General features: G+C 44.1%; 27 protein-coding genes. 25 read left to right on the forward strand and 2 right to left on the reverse strand.

Annotated features, from left to right (window positions below; all coding sequences use genetic code 11):
* Together BC351_RS38450 and kapB are read left to right on the forward strand one after the other, a co-directional pair.
* The gene (locus BC351_RS38450; protein WP_158082380.1) at positions 1 to 321 is read left to right on the forward strand and encodes a thioredoxin family protein; all 321 of its coding nucleotides are present in this window, start codon (positions 1 to 3) and stop codon (positions 319 to 321) included.
* Positions 322 to 347: 26 nt separating this feature from the next.
* Entirely contained in the window at positions 348 to 734 is a 387-nt protein-coding gene (gene kapB, locus BC351_RS38455; protein ID WP_079420963.1) for a kinase-associated lipoprotein KapB, read from the forward strand.
* Here kapB and BC351_RS38460 read toward each other — a convergent pair.
* Positions 731 to 952: a hypothetical protein gene (locus BC351_RS38460; RefSeq protein ID WP_079420964.1), complete on the reverse strand. Its 222-nt coding sequence runs from the start codon at positions 950 to 952 to the stop codon at positions 731 to 733. The genes kapB and BC351_RS38460 overlap by 4 nt on opposite strands.
* Positions 953 to 1222: 270 nt before the next feature.
* On the opposite strand from BC351_RS38460, the gene BC351_RS38465 reads away from it, so the two are divergent.
* The 16 genes from BC351_RS38465 to BC351_RS43715 all read left to right on the forward strand — a co-directional run bounded on the left by BC351_RS38465 (position 1223) and on the right by BC351_RS43715 (position 15217).
* Positions 1223 to 2299 (forward strand): Gfo/Idh/MocA family protein, encoded by a 1077-nt coding sequence (locus BC351_RS38465; RefSeq protein ID WP_079420965.1) that lies wholly within the window; start codon positions 1223 to 1225, stop codon positions 2297 to 2299.
* A gap of 16 nt (positions 2300 to 2315) precedes the next feature.
* Positions 2316 to 2951 (forward strand): trimeric intracellular cation channel family protein, encoded by a 636-nt coding sequence (locus BC351_RS38470; RefSeq protein ID WP_079420966.1) that lies wholly within the window; start codon positions 2316 to 2318, stop codon positions 2949 to 2951.
* A 35-nt stretch (positions 2952 to 2986) separates the two neighbouring features.
* On the forward strand, positions 2987 to 3466 hold the full coding sequence (locus BC351_RS38475) for a hypothetical protein (RefSeq protein WP_144028665.1): 480 nt from the start codon (positions 2987 to 2989) through the stop codon (positions 3464 to 3466).
* Between the two features lie 150 nt (positions 3467 to 3616).
* Positions 3617 to 3772 carry a hypothetical protein gene (locus BC351_RS42635; protein ID WP_158082381.1) on the forward strand — a complete coding sequence of 52 codons (156 nt, stop codon included), beginning with the start codon at positions 3617 to 3619 and terminating at the stop codon, positions 3770 to 3772.
* Between the two features lie 24 nt (positions 3773 to 3796).
* Positions 3797 to 4501, forward strand: coding sequence for a hypothetical protein (locus BC351_RS38480; RefSeq protein ID WP_079420968.1), 705 nt, complete (start codon positions 3797 to 3799; stop codon positions 4499 to 4501).
* A gap of 203 nt (positions 4502 to 4704) precedes the next feature.
* Positions 4705 to 5595 (forward strand): ATP-binding protein, encoded by an 891-nt coding sequence (locus BC351_RS38485; protein ID WP_079420969.1) that lies wholly within the window; start codon positions 4705 to 4707, stop codon positions 5593 to 5595.
* A 25-nt stretch (positions 5596 to 5620) separates the two neighbouring features.
* Positions 5621 to 7510: a nitric oxide reductase activation protein NorD gene (locus tag BC351_RS38490; RefSeq protein WP_244209321.1), complete on the forward strand. Its 1890-nt coding sequence runs from the start codon at positions 5621 to 5623 to the stop codon at positions 7508 to 7510.
* A 149-nt stretch (positions 7511 to 7659) separates the two neighbouring features.
* Positions 7660 to 8838, forward strand: a complete 1179-nt coding sequence (gene purT, locus BC351_RS38495) for a formate-dependent phosphoribosylglycinamide formyltransferase (protein WP_079421038.1) — start codon at positions 7660 to 7662, stop codon at positions 8836 to 8838.
* 33 nt (positions 8839 to 8871) lie between these two features.
* Entirely contained in the window at positions 8872 to 9354 is a 483-nt protein-coding gene (locus BC351_RS38500; protein WP_079420970.1) for an acyl-CoA thioesterase, read from the forward strand.
* A gap of 166 nt (positions 9355 to 9520) precedes the next feature.
* Positions 9521 to 11068 carry a spore germination protein gene (locus BC351_RS38505; RefSeq protein ID WP_079420971.1) on the forward strand — a complete coding sequence of 516 codons (1548 nt, stop codon included), beginning with the start codon at positions 9521 to 9523 and terminating at the stop codon, positions 11066 to 11068.
* Complete coding sequence (locus BC351_RS38510) at positions 11065 to 12276, forward strand: Ger(x)C family spore germination protein (protein WP_079420972.1); 1212 nt, start codon at positions 11065 to 11067, stop codon at positions 12274 to 12276. Before BC351_RS38505 ends, BC351_RS38510 begins: the two co-directional genes overlap by 4 nt.
* Before the next feature lie 4 nt (positions 12277 to 12280).
* Positions 12281 to 12514, forward strand: coding sequence for a hypothetical protein (locus BC351_RS38515; RefSeq protein WP_079420973.1), 234 nt, complete (start codon positions 12281 to 12283; stop codon positions 12512 to 12514).
* A 16-nt stretch (positions 12515 to 12530) separates the two neighbouring features.
* Positions 12531 to 13655 (forward strand): GerAB/ArcD/ProY family transporter, encoded by a 1125-nt coding sequence (locus BC351_RS38520; protein ID WP_079420974.1) that lies wholly within the window; start codon positions 12531 to 12533, stop codon positions 13653 to 13655.
* A 609-nt stretch (positions 13656 to 14264) separates the two neighbouring features.
* Positions 14265 to 14498, forward strand: coding sequence for a helix-turn-helix transcriptional regulator (locus BC351_RS38525; RefSeq protein WP_079420975.1), 234 nt, complete (start codon positions 14265 to 14267; stop codon positions 14496 to 14498).
* Positions 14499 to 14503: 5 nt separating this feature from the next.
* Positions 14504 to 14782, forward strand: coding sequence for a hypothetical protein (locus BC351_RS38530; RefSeq protein ID WP_079420976.1), 279 nt, complete (start codon positions 14504 to 14506; stop codon positions 14780 to 14782).
* Between the two features lie 219 nt (positions 14783 to 15001).
* Entirely contained in the window at positions 15002 to 15217 is a 216-nt protein-coding gene (locus tag BC351_RS43715; RefSeq protein ID WP_244209325.1) for a recombinase family protein, read from the forward strand.
* Between the two features lie 415 nt (positions 15218 to 15632).
* Here the strand turns inward: BC351_RS43715 and BC351_RS38545 are convergent, their stop codons facing one another.
* Complete coding sequence (locus tag BC351_RS38545) at positions 15633 to 15932, reverse strand: hypothetical protein (RefSeq protein ID WP_079420977.1); 300 nt, start codon at positions 15930 to 15932, stop codon at positions 15633 to 15635.
* 194 nt (positions 15933 to 16126) lie between these two features.
* Here BC351_RS38545 and BC351_RS38550 point away from each other — a divergent pair, with 194 nt between their 5' ends.
* The 7 genes from BC351_RS38550 to BC351_RS38585 all read left to right on the forward strand — a co-directional run bounded on the left by BC351_RS38550 (position 16127) and on the right by BC351_RS38585 (position 23488).
* Positions 16127 to 16648, forward strand: coding sequence for a GrpB family protein (locus BC351_RS38550; RefSeq protein ID WP_079420978.1), 522 nt, complete (start codon positions 16127 to 16129; stop codon positions 16646 to 16648).
* Between the two features lie 34 nt (positions 16649 to 16682).
* A complete protein-coding gene (locus BC351_RS38555; protein WP_079420979.1) occupies positions 16683 to 17084 on the forward strand; it encodes a hypothetical protein in 402 nt (133 codons plus the stop codon).
* A gap of 28 nt (positions 17085 to 17112) precedes the next feature.
* The gene (locus BC351_RS38560; RefSeq protein ID WP_079420980.1) at positions 17113 to 17544 is read left to right on the forward strand and encodes a DUF6557 family protein; all 432 of its coding nucleotides are present in this window, start codon (positions 17113 to 17115) and stop codon (positions 17542 to 17544) included.
* A 34-nt stretch (positions 17545 to 17578) separates the two neighbouring features.
* Positions 17579 to 17899, forward strand: a complete 321-nt coding sequence (locus tag BC351_RS38565) for a hypothetical protein (RefSeq protein ID WP_079420981.1) — start codon at positions 17579 to 17581, stop codon at positions 17897 to 17899.
* 746 nt (positions 17900 to 18645) lie between these two features.
* A complete protein-coding gene (locus tag BC351_RS38575) occupies positions 18646 to 19149 on the forward strand; it encodes a TlpA family protein disulfide reductase (protein WP_079420982.1) in 504 nt (167 codons plus the stop codon).
* A 394-nt stretch (positions 19150 to 19543) separates the two neighbouring features.
* On the forward strand, positions 19544 to 20710 hold the full coding sequence (locus BC351_RS38580) for an IS110 family RNA-guided transposase (RefSeq protein ID WP_079420983.1): 1167 nt from the start codon (positions 19544 to 19546) through the stop codon (positions 20708 to 20710).
* Positions 20711 to 21400: 690 nt separating this feature from the next.
* A complete protein-coding gene (locus BC351_RS38585; RefSeq protein WP_079420984.1) occupies positions 21401 to 23488 on the forward strand; it encodes a fibronectin type III domain-containing protein in 2088 nt (695 codons plus the stop codon).
* Positions 23489 to 23515: the final 27 nt, after the last annotated feature.

Genomic DNA, 23515 nt, shown 5'->3' on the forward strand with positions numbered 1-23515 from the left:
ATGCAGGAATTGACTCAGCAGGAGCTTATAGACCGGGTTAACCACAACGAAGAAGGGTCTTTTGCTGTATTTCTGTTTACACCCTTCTGCGGGACATGCAAAATAACAGAACGGATGCTGGAAATTATTAGGACAATGCAGCCAGATTTGCCTCTCGTTAAAAGCAATATCAATTTTCTTCCACAACTTAGCCGCGAGTGGCAAATTACAAGTGTTCCATGTATAGTCATGTTAGAAGCAGGGAAAGAGAATACATTTATGTATCGTATGCAATCTGTAGATGAGCTGTACCGCAGACTTTTGCCGCTTATAAATAACTAACGGATCAAAGAAAGGAATGGTTTGAAATGAGTTTTCAAATTGGAGATCGTGTAACAGCTGAGTATAAAACAGGGGTATATTACGGTGAAGTTGTGGAAATGTCAACGACAATGAAAGCAGCAGTTCGCATTTTGGCTGTGAAGGAACATCCGACACAAGGAGATCTGCATAATCCAATGGATTCTAGTGTGGCTTTCTTTCATCAACGCCGGGCGTTGTCGAATCAAGAGATTGCTTTGATGCCTATTTCAACGATACGTCTTTACTCAGGGGTCGTTCCCGAGTATCAAGATTCTCTGAAGAGAGCGTTATCGGCGCAAATAAGTAAGTTGTCAGATATGGAAGCATGGGCCAGACGCTCTCTGCAGGAGCTTGATCAATTGCAGCAGGAGTATTTTCCTCAATCGAATTAAGAAACTTCCAAATACAACTTGGTACCATCGTTATATTTGAAAATGGCGACATCCCCAATGATCTCAATCATCGAGATCATTTTTAATTTCTTGCGGAATTCAAAATGAAGTTCAAATTCCTTAAGTTTACTTGATAGCAGCTCCATATGTGAATGGCGTTGTGTGAAATTAAGAACAGGGATGGATTTGTTTTTGAATCGAATGTTAATTGCTTGCATGTTGAGTCCTCCTTCACGTTTTCCATCAGGAAAACTGACCTTGTAAATGACATCCTTACGTTCATATTACCCTTTTAGGATACATTTCAAATGTTAGATTAGTTTGTGACAAACTATTAAAAAAGTTTTAGCAACTTATTATATGTAAAGAACTGCCCAAAGTGGGCTAGTTCCATAAATATTAATTACATGATTTACACGGTTGCGAGGAAAGTTAACCCCATTTATAATAAGTAAGATTGTATGTAAACAAGCTCGGGAGGTAACGAAATGACGACAGGAAAACCAACTCGCATAGGTATTATTGGTTCTGGGAATATAGGCAATGTGCATATGGAAGTATTGAAACAAGTGCCTGAAGCACAAATTACGGCGGTAACGGACGCCTATTTGCCATTAGCGGAAGCGCGGGCCAAAGAGCATGACATCGAGCGTGTGTATGACAGCACGGAGAAATTGTTGGCAGACCCGTCGATTGATGCCGTTGTTATTGCGGTGTCCAATGAGTGGCATGCCCCTATCGCTGTACAAGCCTTGGAAGCGGGCAAGCACGTCATGCTGGAGAAACCGATGGCCCTTAACTTGGCATCGGCCAAACAAATTGTGGAAGCTGAGCGTAAAGCGGGGAAAATCCTGATGATTCCTCATCAGCTGCGCTGGGACGCTCTCTCCATGGCTGTTAAACAGCAGGCGGAGAAAGGTGCGCTAGGCCATATTTATCATGCGAAAGCAGGTTGGTTAAGACGCAAAGGGATTCCTGGCTGGGGAACTTGGTTTACGCAAATGGATAAATCCGGTGGCGGGCCGTTGATTGATCTTGGCGTGCATATGTTGGATTTGTCCCTCTACTTGATGGGAAATCCGAAGCCGGTTTCGGTTTATGGGGCAACGTATGCCGAATTCGGTCCACGCAAAAAAGGGATTGGCTCCTGGGGAGCTCCGAACTGGGCAGGTCACTATGATGTTGAAGACTTAGCCACAGCGTTGATCAAATTGGATAACGGCGCTACATTGTCACTGGATGTTAGCTGGGCAGCGTTGATCGAAACGGACAGTCAGCCTTATGTGCAGCTTCTGGGAAGCGAAGGCGGGGCTTCGATTCGAGGAACCAAAGGGAAGCTGTTCGCCGAAATGTTTGATCGTGAAGCTGACATAGACCTCACGGTTCCTGAATTCGATGAAGGCCCGCGTGTACGGATGGCGAGACATTTCCTTTCCTGTATCGAAAGCGGCTTGCCGCCCATCACTTCTGTCATGACAGGGTATACGAATAATTTAATCCTGGATGCGATCTACCGTTCTTCGCAAACCGGCAATGAAGTGAAATTGGACTGGGACATCGAGTAGACAGGGGCTGCACAAAGTGAATTGGGAGTTATTTAGTATCATCGGAACGATTGCTTTCGCTGTGAGTGGAGCCATAGTTGCGATGGAAGAGGAATACGATATATTAGGTGTATATGTCCTTGGGCTTGTTACGGCTTTCGGCGGAGGGATTATTCGGAACTTGTTGATCGGCAAGCCGATTGTCCTTCTCTGGGAGCAAGGGTTGTATTTCCAAATTGCCCTGTTTGCCATGACACTTGTTTTCTTTATGCCTGTTCGATTCATCAAAATGTGGAAAACGTGGGAAGCTTTCTTCGATGCGATTGGGCTTGCAGCCTTCTCCATCCAAGGGGCGATTTATGCTACGAATATGGGACATCCGCTTAGCGCGATTATCGTCGCGGCGGTTTTGACGGGGATTGGCGGCGGGATGGTCCGTGATGTTCTGGCAGGCCGTAAACCATTGGTGCTCAAAGACGAGATTTATGCCGTTTGGGGCATGCTGGCTGGCGCATTGGTCGGGCTAGGCTGGATGCAGGGAACTTGGCAGCTAGCCATACTTTTTGTTTTAATTGTTACCCTAAGAATGCTTTCTGTCTTTTTCAAATGGAAGCTGCCGAAGCGTTCTTTGCGCGGTGCATTGCCCGAGGGGACACGTAGATCGGAGTTCTAACATTGATTTATCCATAGCTGGAAGGAGTGGTTCAAGTGGAAGCCTCATTATCCACCTTGCACAAGATATCTGCAGAGACCATCGAAGCGCGCATTACAGCTGTGAAGGAACTGCTTCAAACAGAGCTTGATCTGTATGAAGTGTCCAAGGACGTTGATACAGGTGAGCATTACCTGCATTATGCTTACATGCACCGGGACTTTTCCAACACGGGCGAACCGGAGTCATTTCATTATTTGCTTCCTATTGACAGCGATGATGTGCTTGGCATGATATTTGGCGAACAGGGGTATGCGTATCCCGAACATTGGCAGAAACCCTTTTTAAGGAATGGCCCGGAAGGGTTCTATATATGGTTTGACCCTGCCCATGAGCTGGAACAATCGGAAGATGAAGCCATCGCAGCAGATTTGTTGAGCAAGCTTCGCGCATTCAAAGAACATGGCAATCCAGATCCGGAAGCCGTTCGCAAACTGCTGGAAGAACTTGATCAAACTCGCAAGAAAGAAGAATAATTACGATTCCGATCAAGCAAATGAATAAGCAAGAAGCCTGCTTTGCCGTTTAACGGCGGCGGGCTTTTTTTTGTTTGGTAAAAATCAGGATAAATGTCCATATTAACGATAATGTCATCTGCAAGAAGGAGAGAGGGGGGATGTGGAATCATGCCGGCAGCTTCTTATCAATTTGCTAATCTTGATGCACGAGAAGATCTTTTAGAAGATCTGCGCAGCCTGGAGTCACGAATGAAGGATGAATTAGGTATGGATGTGGCTTTGATTGCGTATAGCCAAGATGATGTTGAAACGAATAAGGATTAATGTTGTCTAGAAAGAGGGGTTCACATGAAAAAAACGATGTCCAAAATCGTCATATCCGCTATGCTCGTTGTCATGGTGACGGGTTGTGGCTCGGCCGGTTCGCATAATCAGGCTGGTGCAAGCTCATCCAATCCGCATGCGGGGAGTTGGGACACAAGCCTTAGAAACAATGAGAATGCGTCCCTCGGAGCTAAAAGTGTCAACAAGTCTCCGCAGCCTACGGCGATGGTAGCTACCCTTGATAACATAAAAGCGCATAATAACACGCATCTCACCTTAAACAGGGATTTGGCAGATCAAGTGATTCAAGCAGCGCATTTGGGATCAACGGCAGTAGCGCTTACGGATCATAATATTTATGTTGCGGTAGATATGGGCGGAATGCAGGCAATGGGAGCTAATGATGAGATCAAGATGCTTAGCAAGACCAATGATCCTGAAAATGGAGCAGGTTTATTTGGCTCAGGGGTTGGTGCTCAATTAGATTGGCTCTCTGCCAAGCCGCTTCCTGCGGAAAGCGCGAATGCGATCAGGCATCTGCTCACGCGCATTTATCCGGATGCGAATATTTTCATCTCAACCAACCCGCATTTCGTCAACCGGATGATGTACTATGATGGCCAGCAGCGAAACAACAAAAGAATGGATACTTTCTTGAATGAATTTAATACTATGATTCAGTATACCTTCCCGACTTACTCAACGGGGCAAAAGCAAGTGCTGCCGTAAAACGCAAGGATTTGAATCATAACAAGAGAATTTCCCTCAGCTTATTGCTGAGGGTTTTAGCTATCTGTCCATTATGTGGAGAATCCATGGCATTCTAGGCACATTCCGTTATTGACGAGCCTTGGCTGCCTTGAAGAGCTTGACAACCAAAGCTTTCCTGATAAATAGTAAGAGAACGAAGGAATCAGGAAAGGACTGCTTAGATGATGATGACAGCGGGTTTGCCCGAAGAAATTGTAATGAAGTTGGCACAAAATAAACAAGAGAGGCAATCCAGGCGAAATGACGAGGATCGTGAGCTCATTGGCTCAGCTGCTTTTGAGTCACCCCATGAAGAAATCCTTGCGGATACGATCATTGCGCTCTATTTGAACAAAAATGTACTGCTGAAAGGACCAACAGGCTCTGGAAAAACGAAGCTGGCTGAGCACGTATCGGCTTTATTCGATCAACCGATGCATGCGGTGAATTGTTCGACAGATTTGGATGCGGAAGCTTTGCTTGGCTTCAAGACGCTTGCCCATGATGAACAGGGAAATTCGCAGATTGTGTTCATTCCAGGCCCGATTATGAAAGCAATGACGAAAGGGCACTTTCTGTATATTGATGAAATTAATATGGCTAAACCGGAAACCTTATCATTAATCAACGGTGTCCTGGATTATCGGAGGTCGATCACCAATCCGTTCACGGGAGAAGTCGTCACAGCACATCCTGATTTTAAAGTTGTAGCGGCGATAAATGAAGGTTATATGGGGACGGTTCCACTGAACGAAGCTTTGAAAAATCGCTTTGTCACTATTGATGTTCCTTATTTGCAAGGCGAGACGTTATTGAAGCTGCTTAAAAGCAAATCGGTTTTGCAGGATGACAAGCTGCTGCGAACTTTTGTGCAGTTATCAGCGGATTTGCTGACGCTTATTGAAATGGGGCAGCTGCCGGACGAAGCAGGCTCGATTCGTGCTCTATTGGATGCTTGTGATCTAACCGCATATATTCCTCCTTTGCGAGCAGTAGCGCGAGCTATCGCTGATAAATTGGAGGATGAAAGGGAACGTGCAGCCGTCTTGAATGCGGCGGATACGTTGTTCTAAGCCTATGTTCGTTGGAAAGCTAAGCTTGCTGGACGATAAAATAGACGCCATGCTGCAGATGCAGCTTGTGGATTTGGGCCGCATGTTTACCAAGCGCAAAGAGTTGGAGGTCGAAGCTGCTTTTCATGCGGATTATGAAGAAGCTGCGGCACGAATTAAAGTGAGCCAATTCTGGTGGGACTACCCGCCTATTGATAAAGCAGCGGGGATGAAAAGCGATGTGTACCTGCGCGGAATTGGCAGCGCTTGGTTTACTGGCGCCGAAGCCGTGAGCGCTTATTTGGGGTATTGCCGGGATGCGCCATTGCCCAAACTGGCCAACAGCCTGTTTGCCTTGTGCGAAGATATGCGCCTGGAACGCATTTGCCGAACGCGGCGTCCTGGGACTGCCCGGGTTTTCGCTCATCGGCACCGCCTTTTAGGCGCTTATTTTCAGCATAAGCTGAGGTCTCATTTGAATAAGAAAGACCTTGCTGATGCTGTAATTTTAGTGATTTATGGCTGGTTTACGGGGATGGACTGGAAGAACACAGAGTCTGGTGAGGTCGTAGAGAGGTTATCTAATCTGTTCCCCGTGCTTGAGCAAATCGAGGAAGCTGAACATACGGCGGAAGTTGCTGCCTGTTGTCAAGACATCATGGATTCGCTGACAGCTTGGATCAAGCGGGATGCAGAAGCAGCCTACTTCTGGATGCAGCATGGGGGCGGCGTAGATGAGCCGCTGCCAGCGGGGTACAAGGGCGAGCTGAAGCGAGCGAAGCGGCTCGCCAATGAGGATGTGCTCCCCGAGCAAGAGGGGGAGCGTCAATTACCGGGGCAGGAGCGTCTGCCGACGTGGCACCGCGAGAGCAGCGACCGCAGCCCAGGGCTGCTGCGGTTCGAGCTGGAGCGCGGCTCCCGCACAGCCGCGCAAGGGTCTGCGCCCCGCGAGGGCGATGCGGCCGATCAGGCGCTCGCCATCGTTCAGGGGCGCTCGCAGCGCGCCAAGCGCACCGGCGCCGCCTCCGGCCGGCGCGAGGGCCTTGCCGTGCCCGCTGCCGCGGGGCACGAGGAGGGCGCTGTCGCCGCGTATGCGACGGCGACCTGGCTTGCGCCTGTGCGTCCCACTGCTGCGCAGCAGGACGCTTACAGGCGCCTCGGCGAGCGCGCAGCGCCGCTCGCGAAGCCTTTGCAGCGGGCCATCCGGCGCACGCTGGAGCAGAAGCGGATCGCCCCGCGCGGCGATCGCTTGTTTGGCCGGCTCGACAAGCGGCTGACGCGAGCCTTCACGCAAGAGATGCCGCGGCTCTTCTATAAGAAGCGCGCGCCGGTGCCTGAGCTCGACGCGGCATTCTCGCTGCTCGTCGACTGCTCAGCGTCCATGTATGACAAAATGGACGAAACCAAGCTAGGTCTCGTGTTGTTTCACGAGACCCTGCAAGCCCTGCGGATCCCTCATGAAATGGTGGGCTTCTGGGAGGACGCGGATCGTGTTACCGAGAAGGAGGCGCCGAACCTGTTCCAGGTTGCCGTTGACTTCTCCTCCTCGCTCGCATCAGGCAGCGGAGCGGCTCTCATGCAGTTGGAGCCGCAGCAGGACAATCGGGACGGCTTCGCTATTCGTCAGATGACCGCTCGGCTGCTGCGCCGCACAGAGCGGCAGCGCATCCTCATTGTGTTCTCGGATGGCGAGCCTTCGGCAGCCAATTACAATGATGTCGGCATCCTCGACACCTATGAAGCGGTTCTAAGCGCGAGAAGACTGGGGATTGAGGTGATCAGCATCTTTCTGGCGAGCGGCGTTGTGCATGAAACGCAGCGCATCATGATGCGCAATATGTATGGGCGCAGCAGCATTGTCGTTCCGCATGTCGATCAGCTGCATGAGCAATTGGTGCCAATTTTGCGTAAACTTCTGTTGAAATCTATCTTTTAATGTCGAAATCCATTACAATAGATCAGGGTATTTTATGAATATAAAGGGAGAATTCCCCTGTATCTAACGTAGTTTTAGTTGTCATTACATATATGCAAGCTTATACGTTTACCAAGGATGGGCTAAAGTTGAAAGGGGAAATGTTTGTCATGTACGGAGCACCATTATCGAACAAAGCCAAGAAAATCATGCTGCTGGGTTCAGGAGAGCTGGGCAAAGAAGTGGTCATCGAAGCACAGCGTCTAGGTATTGAAACCATCGCGGTAGATCGTTATGCCAATGCGCCGGCTATGCAAGTTGCGCACCGCAGCCACGTGATTAACATGCTGGATGGCGAGCAGCTAAGAGCTTTAATCGAACAAGAGCAGCCTGATTTGATCGTACCCGAAATTGAAGCGATCGCGACGCCGGTCCTTGTTGAGCTTGAGAAAGAAGGATACCGCGTTATTCCTACGGCAACGGCTTCCCGCTTAACGATGGACCGTGAGGGCATTCGCCGCCTTGCTTCCGAAACGCTTGAACTGCGCACAGCGAAGTATGCTTTTGCTAACAGTCTGGAAGAGCTGCATGCAGCTGTAGCCGAAATAGGGACACCGTGCGTAATTAAGCCAATCATGAGCTCCTCAGGAAAAGGCCAAAGCGTATGCCGCACACCGGAGAATGTGGAACAATCGTGGAACATCGCAATGGAAGGCGGTCGTGCCAAGAATGCTCGCGTGATCGTCGAGGAGTTTATTCATTTTGAATCCGAAATTACTCTGCTAACCGTTCGTTCTATTTCTGGTACTACTTACTGTGAGCCGATTGGCCACATCCAGAAAGACGGCGATTATATCGAGTCCTGGCAGCCTCATGCCATGACAGAGCAACAAATTCAAGATGCGCAGCATATGGCCAAAACGATTACGGATGCGCTTGGCGGCTTTGGACTCTACGGCGTTGAGTTATTCCTGACGAAGGAAGGCGTTTACTTCAGCGAGGTATCCCCGCGTCCACACGATACCGGCATGGTAACGATGGCGACGCAAGATTTGAGTGAATTTGCTCTTCATGCAAGAGCGATTCTGGGGCTGCCAATTACCGGTGTCCGACTCTTAACTCCTGGTGCGAGTTATACGCTGAAGGCGGATCGTGAACAAGTAAACTATACCATTAGTGGTTTAGCGGATGCTCTGTCAGTTCCAAATACGCAGGTTCGTGTGTTCGGCAAGCCGGAAACGAAAGTGGGACGCCGCATGGCGGTTGCCCTTAGCAGCGGCAGCACCGTAGAGGAAGCACGCGATCTTGCGAAGCAAGCTGCAAGCAAGCTAACCTTGCAGTACGAATAAGATCATCCCATGCAGCGTCAGGAGGAACATACTTTGGAAGCCAAACCAGCAAGACTCTCCCGAACGATTTTGACGGAAATTATTTTACCAGCCGATACGAATTACCACAACACGGTATTCGGCGGCCGGGTCATGCAATATATTGATAAAGTCGCGACGATTGCCTCCATGCGCCATTCGCGTAGAGGTGTTGTCACGGCATCAAGCGATAGCTTGGACTTCTTTGCGCCTGTTAAGCTTGGCGAAGCGATTCAGCTGGAGGCATTTGTTACTTGGACGCACCGCAGCTCCATGGAAGTGTTCGTGAAGGTCGAATCCGAGAACCTGCTGACAGGGGAGAAGAAGCGCACAGCGACTTCGTATCTCACTTTTGTTGCCCTTGATGAGCATGGGCAGCCTTGCCCGGTTCCCGCGATTATCCCTGAAACGGATGAGGAGAAGCGGCTGTTCGAAACCGCAGAAACGCGGTTTGCAGCTCGCAAGCTTCGCAAGGAAGAGCGTAATTTGAATTTATAGTACTGAATGTGTTGGAAAAGAGACGGGCAGTTCCTTAATCGGAATCTGCTCTTTTTTGCATTCATAGCAAATAGTGACCGGTTGTACTTCCGCCATCTGAATGGGTATATATTCCTAATCCATGTATCATACTAAATCAACATCGCTCAGTATTGGAGGATATGCCATGCCCGGTAAAGACGTACAGGAGCAAAGCGTTAGTGGTCTTGAAGGCTCTATAACCGATCATATGGCCAGAATCCAAAGGGAGCTTGGCGCTAGTGATGATTTAATTTTCAAAAAGTTCCAGTGCATGCAGGTATGGCCTGCCGTAACGATTTATATAGACGGAATGGTGGACTCTCAGCTGCTTCAGAATGCTATACTTCAATCGCTATTGCTCAAGCAGGAGTTTGAACGCGATATATCAGCAGAAGATGACCGATTGGAATACGTGCAGCAGTATGCGCTTATTGCAGCACATAGCAGTACTTTCAACACCTATAAGGAACTATATGATCGACTGCTTTCTGGACATGCTATTTTGCTCTTGGACAATGAGGAGAAGGGGCTATGGATTGATGTCTCAGAATTAAAGGAGCGAAATGTAGGGGAGCCCCAATCTCATACCGTAGTTCGCGGACCGATGGAAGGCTTTACTGAAAATCTTCGGACCAATACGGCCTTGATCCGCAGACGCATTCGTGATCCCCGGTTATGGATGGAAACAAGGCAAATCGGAAAGGTCACGCATACCAGCGTAGCTTTTATGTATATCAAAGGCATTGCTGATGAAGGGATTATCGAAGAACTGAGAAAAAGACTTGACCGGATAAATATTGACGGGATTCTTGAGAGCGGCTACATCGAAGAGGAGATTCAGGATGAAATCAGAACACCCTTTCCTACCGTCTACAATACAGAGCGTCCGGATACGATCGCAGCGGGCCTATTGGAAGGTAGAATAGCTATTGTGGTGGAGGGTACGCCATTTGTCCTCTTAATCCCGGCGTTGTTCGTGCAATTTTTCCAATCTGCGGATGATTATTACCAACGTGCGGATATCGGGACACTCGTTCGGCTGCTTCGCTATTTATCCTTTTTTATCGCTTTGCTTGCTCCAGCCTTGTATATAGCCATCTCGACCTTTCATCTTGAAATGCTGCCAACTAACTTGATTATCAGCATTGCCGCACAGCGCGAAGGTGTGCCTTTTCCAGCTTTCATTGAGGCACTGCTGATGGAAGTGACTTATGAAATTTTGCGGGAAGCCGGTGTCCGCATCCCCCGAACGATCGGTCAGGCTGTTTCAATCGTCGGGACACTCGTCATTGGTCAGGCAGCCGTGGCGGCTGGTGTTGTCTCCGCCGCGATGGTTATCGTTGTATCCATCACTGCGATTTCCAGCTATGTTATCCCTGAAAACGGTCTGTCGATAACAGTTCGAATGCTGCGATTCTGCATGATGTTTCTTGCTGCTTCGTTCGGCTTGCTTGGTATTTGGCTTGGTTTAATGGCCATGGTGTTTCATTTGACGACACTGAGGTCCTTTGGCGTGTCTTATATGACTCCTTTTGGGCCTTACGTAGCGCCTGATATTAAAGACAGCATTTTCCGGATGCCCTGGAAACGGATGAAGACGCGGCCTGTCTATAATCCGACAACGGACAAGCTGACGCATCGGAACGCTAGACGACAGAAAGTTGGATGGTTGTCTGGGAGGAGAAAGTCATGATCTCCAGATGTATCAAGATCCTCCTCTCCGTCATGCTGACTATTCCGCTGGCAGGGTGTTGGGACCGTAAGGAATTAAACGAACTGGGTATAGCTGTCGCCATTGGCGTTGACTTTGCACCTAATAATCAACTGAAGGTCACAGCCCAGGTCGTATTGCCTTCCGAGATAGCTCCCAGTCAGTCCAATATGAAAGGCGGAACGAGCGTTACCGTATATGAGGTGATGGCGCCAACGCTGCTGGAGGCCATACAGAAAATGACGGAGATTAGTCCGCGCAAGGTGTATATGGGGCATATCAAGATGTTCATCTTTGGTGAATCCTATGCTCGCAAAGGCGTGGCTGAAGTGGTTGAAACAATGGTTCGCGAACCAACAGTGCGATCTGACTATTATATTGCCGTTGCGAAAGGGAGAACAGCTTCCGAAGTCTTGCAAGTTACGACACCTCTTGAGCCGATTCCTGCCAACAAAATGTTTGCCTCATTGGACGCATCTTCAGAAACATGGGCACCCACCACGAAGGTAACCATGGATGAACTGATGGATAATTTGCTGAATTGTGGTTGTCCAATACTGACAGGGATCCAAATCGTTGGAAAACCTCATGACGGTTCAGGAAATTCAGAGAAGAATAAGGAAAAAATACATCCGGATAGGCAGCTGCAGTTCACGGGATTAGGTGTTTTTAAGAAAGATCGGTTAATCGGGTGGCTTGATGAAGATGAGAGCAAAGCTTATAACTACATCAAAGATCAGGTCAAACAAACGATAGGTCATATCGATATGCCAAGTGGAGATAGAATTGGGGTTCACTTGCTGCGAAGCAAAACAGTGGTGCAAGCTTCCGTTATTCAGGGCAGCCCGGAAATTCGCGTCATGGTGACCAACGAGGGCATGTTGACAGAAGTCCAAGGCAAGAGTCAAGAGATAAGCAACCCAGAAAATCTCAGGCAGATTGAACAAACGGGCAATGAGAGGATCATCGAGCTTATGAAACACACGGTTGATTCGGTTCGGCGCAAGTTCAAGTTCGATATATTTGGCTTCGGACAACTCCTTCATGAATCAGATCCGAAGGCTTGGAAGAAGTTCGAGGGAAACTGGGATCAAACCTTTATGGATTTAACCATTCATTACTCTGTCACGACGAAAATTGGCAAGGTGGGTACTTTATTGGATACCTTTCAGAAGAAAATGAAGGAGTGAGCGGATGCTGGCCGCTAGTATAGTCCTTTGCGCAGCCGCAGCCGCAGTGATTTGGCAGCTGCCTCGACTATCCCGACAACGTCAATGGAAGGAAGCTGCCGTTTATCTCATTATGCTGGCTGCGGGTGCTTTCTTAAGCGTAGTAGCCGTTACTGTGCAGAAAACACCTAGCCCATTACTACTAATCGAAATCATTTACGGACCGATCAATCAGTTATTGAAGAACTGGTTTTCATAAAGGAGAAATATGGCTAATGGAAAAAGGAAGAATCGGAGCTAGGCAGCTGGTTGTGCTTATATTTTTGTGCGCCATTGGCGATATGTTCCAGCTATACCCATCCATTGTAGCCGCTATAGCCCGTCAGGATGCTTGGATATCAGCTTTGTTAGGCATCATCGGAGGAGTGGCTGTGACTGCGGTGTTACTGGCTGCAAGCCGAGTTGCCCCGGATTTGTCGCTGATCGAAAAATGTATGAGCGTATTTGGTTATGGGCCAGGGGTCATCCTATCCATTTGGTATCTCTTTTATTACTTGATTGTCTGTTCCTATCTGGTGCGGGAGATGGGGGACTTTATGACAACGCAAATCTTCATGTCCACACCACTCCCGATAGTTCATTTATTAATAATTTTGCTCATGCTTTGGGCTATGAAGGCTGGTCTAGAGTCTATAGGCAGAAGCAGCGAAATTGTATTGCCTTTTTTTGTAGTGGCAGCTGGAATTCTCATTGTATGCCTGCTTCCCAAATTAGAGTTCCATCATCTGAAACCTATTGGCGAGCATGGAATAATGCCTATTCTGCAAGCGAGTGCAACTGGGGTATTGTTTCCATTTGGCGAGCTGTGTGCGTTTCTAATGGTCCTTCCGTATGTCAACAGGCAGCCTCATATGGTCAAGGAGGTGCTGGCGATGTCGTTCGCGGTGGGCTTGATATTTACGATAATTACAACAGTGTCACTTTGCGTGTTGGGCTCAGACTTAACCGCCTACAGCACCTATTCGATGTACATACTGGCTCAGAAGATTAACATCGGTAATTTTTTTCAGAGAATTGAAGCGCTTATGGCTATCTCTTATCTAATTACAACCTTTTTTAAAGCAACCGTATTCTTTTACGCGTTTATCATCGGCATGGCACAGCTTTTGCGGCTCAAGCAAAAAAATGTGCTTATCTTGCCAAGTGGATTTCTGATTTTTGGCCTGGCAGTCCTCATTGCTCCCGATGTGACCTATTATCTCAAAACGCTCGTTACGCCATGGATGTTTTGGGATCTGACCAATGGGGTGGTGCTGCCGCTTATTTTGTGTGCTGTTTTTATCGCCAAGCGAAAATGGAGGAATGTCTTCACTCCGGAGAAGAAAAATGAAGGCGGTTAGATCCGGATAGCTACTGCGATAATTAAATATAGTAACAACCGTTCGCGTTTACGGTGCATGTGGAGTGTGTGGTAGTAATATATCGGGAGGATTTGTAGAGAACAAAATTAGTCTACCGCTGTCCCACAAAGTCTGCAACTGAACAGATAAAGTTCTCCACTGAGCCGACCGATCTTCAGGCATTTGTCCTGATCTTCGCTCGGCTCTTTTTCTTTCCTTTCTCCAACTTTCCCCTATTTTTCATCCAATAGTGCTTCCAATCTAAGCCCAAATCCCCGCTCTTCTCCTGCTTTTCCGCATCAAACTTTATTTGCTCATTTTTCTGTTTTTTCTCTGATTTTCAATCGGCTATTTCTCTGGCTCAGTGGCAGACTTTAGTGGTTTAGAGTAGTGAAGGGAATAAGGTGGGAGGGACTTGGAGGCCTGTGGGTGGGGAGTGGCAAACTTTAACGCATGGGGACAGGATTAATTGTCCCCAATTAGGCGTTGGCTTATTGCCAGCGCTTTTTCTATGTAAAGTATTGTTAGTTAAATTAAACATAATGTTAATTAAACTTTACATATTGTTCTTTCTATGTTACATTCTTTGTGAAGGGAGGTTATTCCATCATGTATCAATTTGGAATTATAAGTAATCAAGTTTATTTACTTCGTGCTGAGCGAAGATGGTCACAGACTGATCTCGCAAAAGAATTAGATGTAACTAGACAGACGATAGCAGCGATTGAGAACAACAAGTTTATCCCTTCGCTTGAACTTGCATTTGCTATAGCACATGTATTTGATAAGAACATTAACGAAGTTTTTAATTTTAAGCCCTACGAAGAAGATGAGGAGGAATAGCTCGGATGGATATTTTGCTCAGTGTAATCATATTGTTTGGTATGTTTTTGAATCTTATTTTATCGGTTAGAGAAGGAAAAGATGAACGATGGAAACAAATAGTATACAGACCTCTGAACTATGCGTTTACTCTATTATTTATGGGTTATACATCGGGTACTCTACTCTCAAAACATTATAATTTTGACTTAGATACATTTAAATTGTATTATGAGTACCTTTTTGCTGGTGTCTTAGTAATCTACATCGTACTTTTGGTTATCGAAAAAAGAAGACTTTCTTAATTTTAAATATTGAAGAAGGTAGTAGTTGTACCTGTAAGGACGCTTGAAATATTAGATGGTACTCAGCAAATTCATAAGAAACGAGTCGCTGCCTACTGTCGGGTGAGCACAGAGCACTTGCAGCAAAAAGAGAGTTACGAGAACCAGCTACGCCATTACACGCGATTCATCATAAGTAATCCAGATTGAGATTATGTAGATATCTACGCGGACGAGGGAATCTTCGGTACTGGAACCAAGCATCGTTCTGATTTTAATCGGATGATACAGGATGCGCGTGAGGGCAAGATCGACTTGATACTGGTCAAATCGATATCGAGATTTTCAAGGAATACGTTAGACTTGTTGAAATATGTGAGGGAAATGAGAAGTCTAGGAATAGCCGTACTATTCGAAAAAGAGAATCAATACGCTCGAGCCATTGTTGAAGATTGACGAGCAAATGGAACAATTGTAAACAGACCTCAAGGGATTAGTTAACCTAAAATTACGTGATCAAATCGAGGAGTCCGTATACGCAGAGGAGAATGCCAGAATATCTAAGGAACTGGATCAACTCCGGCAAAAGAAAGTCATAATTGAAAGGGATAACGACAACAAATCCCAAGTCACACAACGAGTAAACGAAATTATACAGGTAATGAATGCACGACAGGATTTACTTGAACAATTTGACGATGAACTATTTAACGCGCTGATAGAGAAGATAATCATTCTCTCACCAACACGTTATTTATTTACCTTGAAGAGTAGGTTGGAGATCGAAGAGTTCGAGGGGTAAACTCCAACCTTGTATGTAGAATTGAAATGATTTGACAGATGGCATGGGTCGATTCCATGCTGTTAGTCGTCAGAACTCCAAATGGTTATTTTTCAGATAAAGGTTCATTTCCCTGATCATCCCCATGCCATCCTTAACCCCTTTCAGATAAAACCATTCCTTTTCAGCCGAATGCAGATACTGAACGGCATCTTCCCACTCCAACAGAATACCGTGAGCAGTACCATCCACTTGATTTTTCAAATCCTTCAGCAATTTCGATGATTTCTGGATTAATGGGGCAATATGTTCCTGTTGTTCCACAGTGAGCGATAAATCATCAAACCTCTCGTGTGATCCCTTTAAAACCCATTCAGGCCATTCTTCCATAGTGATATCCCCTTCCCATTGTTCAAGTGTGTGTATGTTAACTCTGATGGGAAGGGATGGCAAGTTGTTTTGTAAACATTTTTTTGTAGGAATTTAATGGAAAATTTAAAGCTTGAATTATATACTAAGATGAGGGCAGTCGTGATTATTGGCTTTGAAAGAATGATTTTATTGGGTAAGTTCTAGGAGGGCGTATGGACAAATCAGTAGTCATTGAAGAATACAATAAAGATTGGGCTTTAGAATATGAGCAGGAAGAAGGAAAAATAAAGGAGTTATTAGGTAATAAAGCAATTGCTATTGAACATATTGGGAGTACGTCTGTTCAAGGATTAGGTGCTAAACCCATCATAGACTTTATGGTTGGAGTTAATGAATTGAATGAGGTTGATGAATTTATTGAACCCCTAGTGAAAATAGGGTATGAATATGTTTTTCATAAAGATTTTCCTAACAGAAGATTCTTTAGAAAAGGTCAATGGAGAGCTGGGACGCATCATTTGCATGTATATAGATGTGGAAGTGATGAATGGAACAATAATATTTTGTTTAGGGACTATTTGAGAACTCACCCTGATGTGCTTAGACAATATAATCAATTGAAGATGGACTTAGCAAAAAAATATCGTAATGATAGAACTTCGTATACAAATGCTAAGCATCCATTCATAACGAGCGTGATTGAGGAAGCTAGGAAAGAGCAAGGAAGTACATGAAAGCACGATTTTATCGACAGTCTGGAGGAAAAAGATGACAGTTGAAAAGTTGTATCTAAGGTACTTGGCAGATAAAGTCATGTATATTACATTGACGATTAATGAAAATGGGAAGTTAGATGGAATGTTCTCTCTTACGGAAATCGTTACCGTGGCAACGCCGTTTATTACTTATGTACCCAATATATCTTCAACTTCCCACCCTTTTGTTGGAAAGTTAGAAGGCAATCAACTTAATTTTACATTTACAGGTAAAGCACTTTCTCTTAATCCCGATTGGAAAGACCCATTTGATGGCGTAGTATGGGTTGGTGAGTCCCTCCAAAGTAAATTGATAATCAATGTAGGAGAGTACAATGGGGAGTATTCAGAAGGGACGCTTGAAGAATATACAACTATGCTTGATGAATTGTATACAACATTGAATATCAAATAAAAGAGAAATTTTATTGGTTGGAGGAAGTATGCAGACATTTTCAGAATTAATTGCCACTTCAGATTTTTCAAAGGTATGGCAAAAGTTTATTATCCAATATCCAAATAAAAAGGACAGGCTTGAAAAGTTTAGTATGCTATATGAAAAACTGAAATTGACTATACCTGCAGATAACAAAACTAACATGTACATTTATATCAATGTGTTCCAAGAAGATATTGATGGTGAATCGATATGTATAAATGAGTTTGATGAAGATGATGATTCACTCTTTTTTGACGTTAGTGGTAAAGACGACGAATGGACTGGCTACTCTATAGCATCAAGCAAATTTAATGAATGGCTAGGCTACTACATTGACAAGGAGTCATTAGATGCTATGTCAAATGAGAGCTTTATCGCCCATTGCCTTTGGGAAATGACGTTCTATTATGGATATGATGACACAGTGGCTAGATAAATATGGAATTTATTATGTGACAGGCGGACTTTAAATGAATATGGAACTAGGAAAGGAGCAGAATAACTTGGCATGTTATACTCTTCTGGTTGACCTATTATGGGAAGTAAGGAAACTGATAGATTCCCCAAATACTGATATTACTTGGTCAAATTATAGATCAGTAGAAGAAGTACTATCAGCATGTGATACATACATTGAAAGACTAAATGAAAATGATAAATCAGTCGTTACTGAATTAGAACTTCTTTTTGCCCCAACAGGTTCATTACAAGAGATATCCATAAGTAGTGGCTGGAGCAATGAATACATTGGATTATCAAGTCGCTTTGACGATATTGTTGGATGTAATTAAATGAGCAATATCATTGAAAGGAACAGGGTATGTTGAAATGTCCAGAGAGATATTGCTTTTTTTGGCTAGATAAAGGTACTTGTGGTTGCACTTTTGGCACTTGTTCTAGGCTTGAAGCGGATAAAGAGAATAAAGATTGGTACGAACCAAATGAACCAGAACATGACAAGAATGGACTTCATTACGACTATTTCAAAAGTAACATTCAATAAAACATGGATTTCATTTAGCTAACGGGCAGGATAGTGGAAGAATAATGAAAAAATGGAAAATACAAAGGGGATTAGATATGAATGGTTTGCTTAATCTTGGTAGCCTCGTACTTGGACTAATCGCTTGGATACTTCCTGTTGTTAATCTCATGCGATATGGAAAACATGACCATAGGCATTGGGTCACTCTTTCGATTATGAGCATCAGTGCTTGTGCAATTTCGCTATGTTTCCAGATTTTCTATAGCTATCATCTGGTAAAGAGTGAGGAGTGGTATGCTCTTATGGACACTACGGGTGCTGTGGCGTCCGTCGCAGCAGTTCTTCTCATAGTAACCATCATATTAAATGCAATTACTTTGATTATATATCGTGACAGAACAGCAAAGTAGAATGTCAAAAATAACAACGTAGTTTTTACGCTAACGGAGAACAATAGTTCAATAAAAGAGAAGTTTTATTCTTTGATTTCAGAAAAATCGTCAAAACCGAAAAAATGGTACATATATTCTTTTTAGGGAGCTGTAAAACATAATGTTTCGAAAAAAAGCTGCAAGTATGATTTTAATTTTGATTTTAGGTCTCGTTGCAGTAACCATTTATAATAACTTTCAGAGTAGAGATACAAAGGATGTAGTTATACCCCTGAGGGATCTGGGAGGAAACGAAGAGCGCATTGTTTTTAGAGATAAGCCAACAGCTATTCTTTTCTTCACTTCATGGTGTCCGTACTGTAATGAAGATGCTCCTAAAATTGTATCTATTTATGAAAAGTATAAGAATGAAATTAATTTATATGGTATTAATCTGATCAATCGAGATGATCGTGTTAAAGTGGATCAATATGTCCGAAGATATAATATTGGTTATCCCATACTACTGGATGAGGACAGTAGTTTATATAAAAAATACGGATCACCGGGGTTCCCTACCCTTGTTTTTTTTGATAAAAATGGGAAAGAAACGAAAAGGATGGTTGGTTCTACAAGCCAAAATTTAATTGATGAACAATTTAAAAGAGCGTTGACAAACTTTTGACGAAGGAATTCGTCTTTGCCAACTGCTTACTTCATCAAAAACCATTATATCCCTTTCACCGTCTCCACACATGTGGAGTGCGTGGTAAGGATATATTTTGAAGAGTAAAATAATCGGCAAGTGTTAAGCCCTTAGAAATTATGAGAGGGCTATTTCGTATTATTAGGTCAGCCAGAAAAATCTGGTTGGCCTTTTTTTAGGTTCGGTATAAGATGGCGGTAGCCGGGAGAACGAGGGCTTTTTTGGGAGAAAACCCCGGAACAAAAACTGTTCTCTCACTGCCACTCAATAACCATGTTTGAGCTGGTAGAGACCTAGATCTCGTATCACAAGCGAAGCTATGGCGTTGGAGCTATCGTGGGAATGCCGGTGTAACTTGTAAAGGAATGGTGAAATGGAACCAGTTGTAGGGTTGGATGTGTCGAAAGGAATGAGTGTTGCTCAAGCATTTACTTCGCGAAACGTAGCGGTGGGGAAATCGAAAACTATCTTGCACACGGAGGATGGTTTTGAAGAATTTGGTGAATGGCTTGGAGAACTGCGCCAGAAAACGGGAAAAGAACCGGTAGTTGTTTTAGAAGCAACAGGGCACTATCATCGAGGGCTGGTGGTTTACATGGAACGAAGTGGTTTTTGCCACATGGTCATTAATCCTCTACAATCCAAACGTGCAAAAGGCTCTCAACTACGAAAAGTAAAAACAGATGCTGCAGATGCATGGCATTTAGCAGAGATGTACTACCGTGGCGATGTTAAGCCTCATCGTAAAGGGGACGAGCAGCTATTAGAGCTCCAGCACCTCACAAGACAGCATGAGTTCATAACAGCGATGTATGTACAAGCCAAGCTAAATATGAGGGCGTTGCTTGACCAAGTGTTTCCTTCATACGAAGCTGTCTTTTATGATTTGTATTCCTCAACAGCGTTGCGCGTTTTACATCAATATTTAAGCGGTGTGACGATCACAGAGGAAACAATTCGGGAAACCGTACAAAGGTCACATAGTCAAACTTGGATCAAGGGGAAGCTGGCACAACTCCAAAGCATTGCTCCAATCAAAGGACAGAGCCCTGCACAAACAATAGCTTTACAAAGCATGCTGAGCTTGCTGATTGCATTCCAAGAGCAACTGGGGCACATGGAGCAGCAGATTGAGGAAACGGTCGTCGTGATCCCCGAAGTGGCGCTTCTTAAAACAATCCCTGGTGTTGGTGATAAATTAGCTGCCGCGTTGGTTGCTGAAATCGGAGATGCTAATCAATTTGGACATGCCAAACAGCTTGTAGCTTATGCAGGACTCGACCCTAGTGTTTTCAGTTCAGGCAAGTTCACTGCTTCAAGCAGCAAAATCACCAAACGAGGTTCCAAGCGTTTAAGGCGAGCGTTATATATAGCGGTGCAATGTGGTTTGCGCAAAGGGCAAAATGAACGAATTAAGGCCTACTATGATAAGAAAAAGAAAGAGGGCAAGCCCTACAAGGTGGCCGTGATCGCTTGCGCCAACAAGCTTCTCCATCACGTCTATGCCATCCTGACCCGAGGCGAGCCCTATCGCATGTAACCAATAAATTCCATAAACTTCCACGCCAATGGAGGTTTATTTGTCATTTCAAAAAACATTATAACAAAAATTATTTTAAGTACCAAGATAGAGATGCTTGACAAACATTAGCTGGTTTTTGTTTGCAAAAAATACAAAATCTTCACTCTTATTTACATAATTCGACAAAATGCTACATGGAAACTGAAATAACAATAGTATAAAATTGGAAAAGTACTTAATTACTTCCGAAAGGAGCCTTGTTGTTGATTAGCCATAGCATGAGAACTACAAAATTACTTAGTTAGGGGATTACCAGCGTCGGGGACTGGTAATTATATTTAAGTATTTATTATCACGAAACGTCTAATTTCCATCAGTTTGCTACGTAAGTAACTAAGATTTGTGGGAACTTTGCTAGGAAACATCGAAGTAGTAGGAGATGGGGTTTTGGAAATAGGAACTGATAATGAGCATGTGCATTCTCTGGTGTAGAATGGGTTCAACCATAGTTCGGGTAAAACGGTGAGAGAAATCTATATTGACACCCCGAAGTAGAGAGAACTCTGTGGGGCGTTGAGTTTTGTTTGGACGGATACTTCATCAATACCGTGAGCCATGTAATTAGGGAAAATAAGATACAGCGTAAACTTACTGAGAGTTCATTTAATTAGTTTTAGGTATTTAACAAGCAGACGGAGGTATTTCTTTGTGATAAAAAAAATAATTGCATGTCTTACGATTTTCCTCTTTCTTACAACTATAGTTACTTCTTTGTGCAACATATCCACTGCTGAAAGCAATCCAACATTAGGAACTCTTGAGAAGACTCCCTCTCCTGAATCAAATGAAAGTCTTCCTAATACTGACCCATTTGTAGTGGTGCCTCAGGAGATTCTTCAAAATAACTATGAGCTTTTAGAGTTAAAACAACAAGCCCTTGATTCGAATAGGATTGAATTAGCAAAACAGATTTATTCTCGTTATCACGACTTTTCGAGCGAAATTGCAAGACTGCATAATACTTTGTCTTTTAGCGGACAACCAAGTACAAGAATTTCTACAGAATCGGTCCATGGTGACTCAATAAATCAGTTACAAGAAAAAAACCATTTTGAAAGCATACATGCTAAATATCAAGAAAGCATTAAAGAGTTTAAATCTCAACTTCCTTTAAAAGTAGAGCCGAAATTTATTAGTAGCAGAGAATTATTTTTAAATAAACCTGTCGGGATATTTGATGAAGATTTTGTTGTTTTAAGTTTTACTGCTATTAAAACAGGTGAATATAAATTTTATACAGGACGTTTTGCGGGCAATGGTGTGGTATGTGATACCATGCTTCAACTTTACAGTGATCCGGCTACTACAAATATGATTGCCCAAAATGATAACGCAAACGGAACAGTATTTTCGGAGATCCGTATTGTTCTTGAGCAAGGTCGCACATATTACTTGAAAGTTAGTGGAGATAATTTAGTAGCAGACGTTAGGGTTGAAATGCCACAAATAACTATTAATTTAAATACATCACTGGATATTGATCAACTCCCTAGTGACAACACCATTTATAGTTTTACACCATCAACCTATGGAACTTTTAAGATTTCTACGGACTTCTACGGAGGCTCTTCTTCGAGTGGTGTTAATGATACGGCCATTTATGTATACAGCGATGATAAAAAGACTAATGAATTGGCTTTTAATGACGATGATAACTCTCGCAAGTTCTCCTCTGCAACTCTCAATATGATCGCTGGTAAAACCTATTATATTAGGGTTGCTGAATTCACTGGTGGAAAAGTACATGCAAGGCTTACAGTATCTCAAATCGAGACGAATTTAGTGAGTCTGTCAACTGGATCTGTTCTAAATATTAGAAATACCACTTTTTTTAGTTTTACCCCATCTGTTACGAGAGAATATACATTTACGGAAATGACTACTAGTACGAACATAGCAGCTCCTGTGACTGATATTTACAAAGATGCTAATTCTATTTCTGGTAGTTCTGGGAAGAGCCAGTTTGTGATGTCCCTGGTAGCTGGCACAACATACACGATTGTAATGTATGATGCCTCACTACGTAATTTTGATGTGAATTTTTCAATTAGTTTAGCAGATAATCAGCCACCGACTGCACCAAGTGAACTTATAGTTAGCGAAATAAAAAATAACTCCATTACACTATCATGGACGCCATCAACAGATAATGTAGGTGTAGTTAGATACAATATCTATATTAGATCGACGTACATTGGTAGTGTGTCTGGAAGTACGACAACTTACACGGTGAATGGTCAAGCAAATACTACATATAGTTTCACGGTAAGGGCGATGGATGATATCGGTAATGAATCTGCGGCGAGCAATGAGGTGAGTGTGATCATTGATACACAAGCTCCCACAGTTCCAAGTGTCTTGGTAAGTGGAATAACGAGTAGCACTGTCACTCTCAGATGGACTGCCTCGACAGATAACGTTGAACTAATCGGTTACGACATATACAATGGTACGGCATTAATCGGAAGTGTAAACGGTAGCACAACAACTTATACGGCGAAAGGTCTTGCAGCAAATACCTTATACAGCTTCACGATTAAAGCGAAGGATGCGGCAGGGAATATATCTGCGGCAAGCAACTCGATAAGTATATTGCTAAATGGAAAATTAACATATAATTATGATTCTCGAGGTAGATTGACCTCAATCAGCATCACATCAACAGGACAAGTCGTGAAATCTTTTTCATACGATAACAATGGTAATCTAAAGACAGTTACAAAAGGCACGCCATAGTGGAAACTGTTTTGCAGACAGTATGAC

This window comes from Paenibacillus ferrarius (genome assembly GCF_002027705.1).
Taxonomy (GTDB): Bacteria; Bacillota; Bacilli; order Paenibacillales; family NBRC-103111; genus Paenibacillus_E; species Paenibacillus_E ferrarius.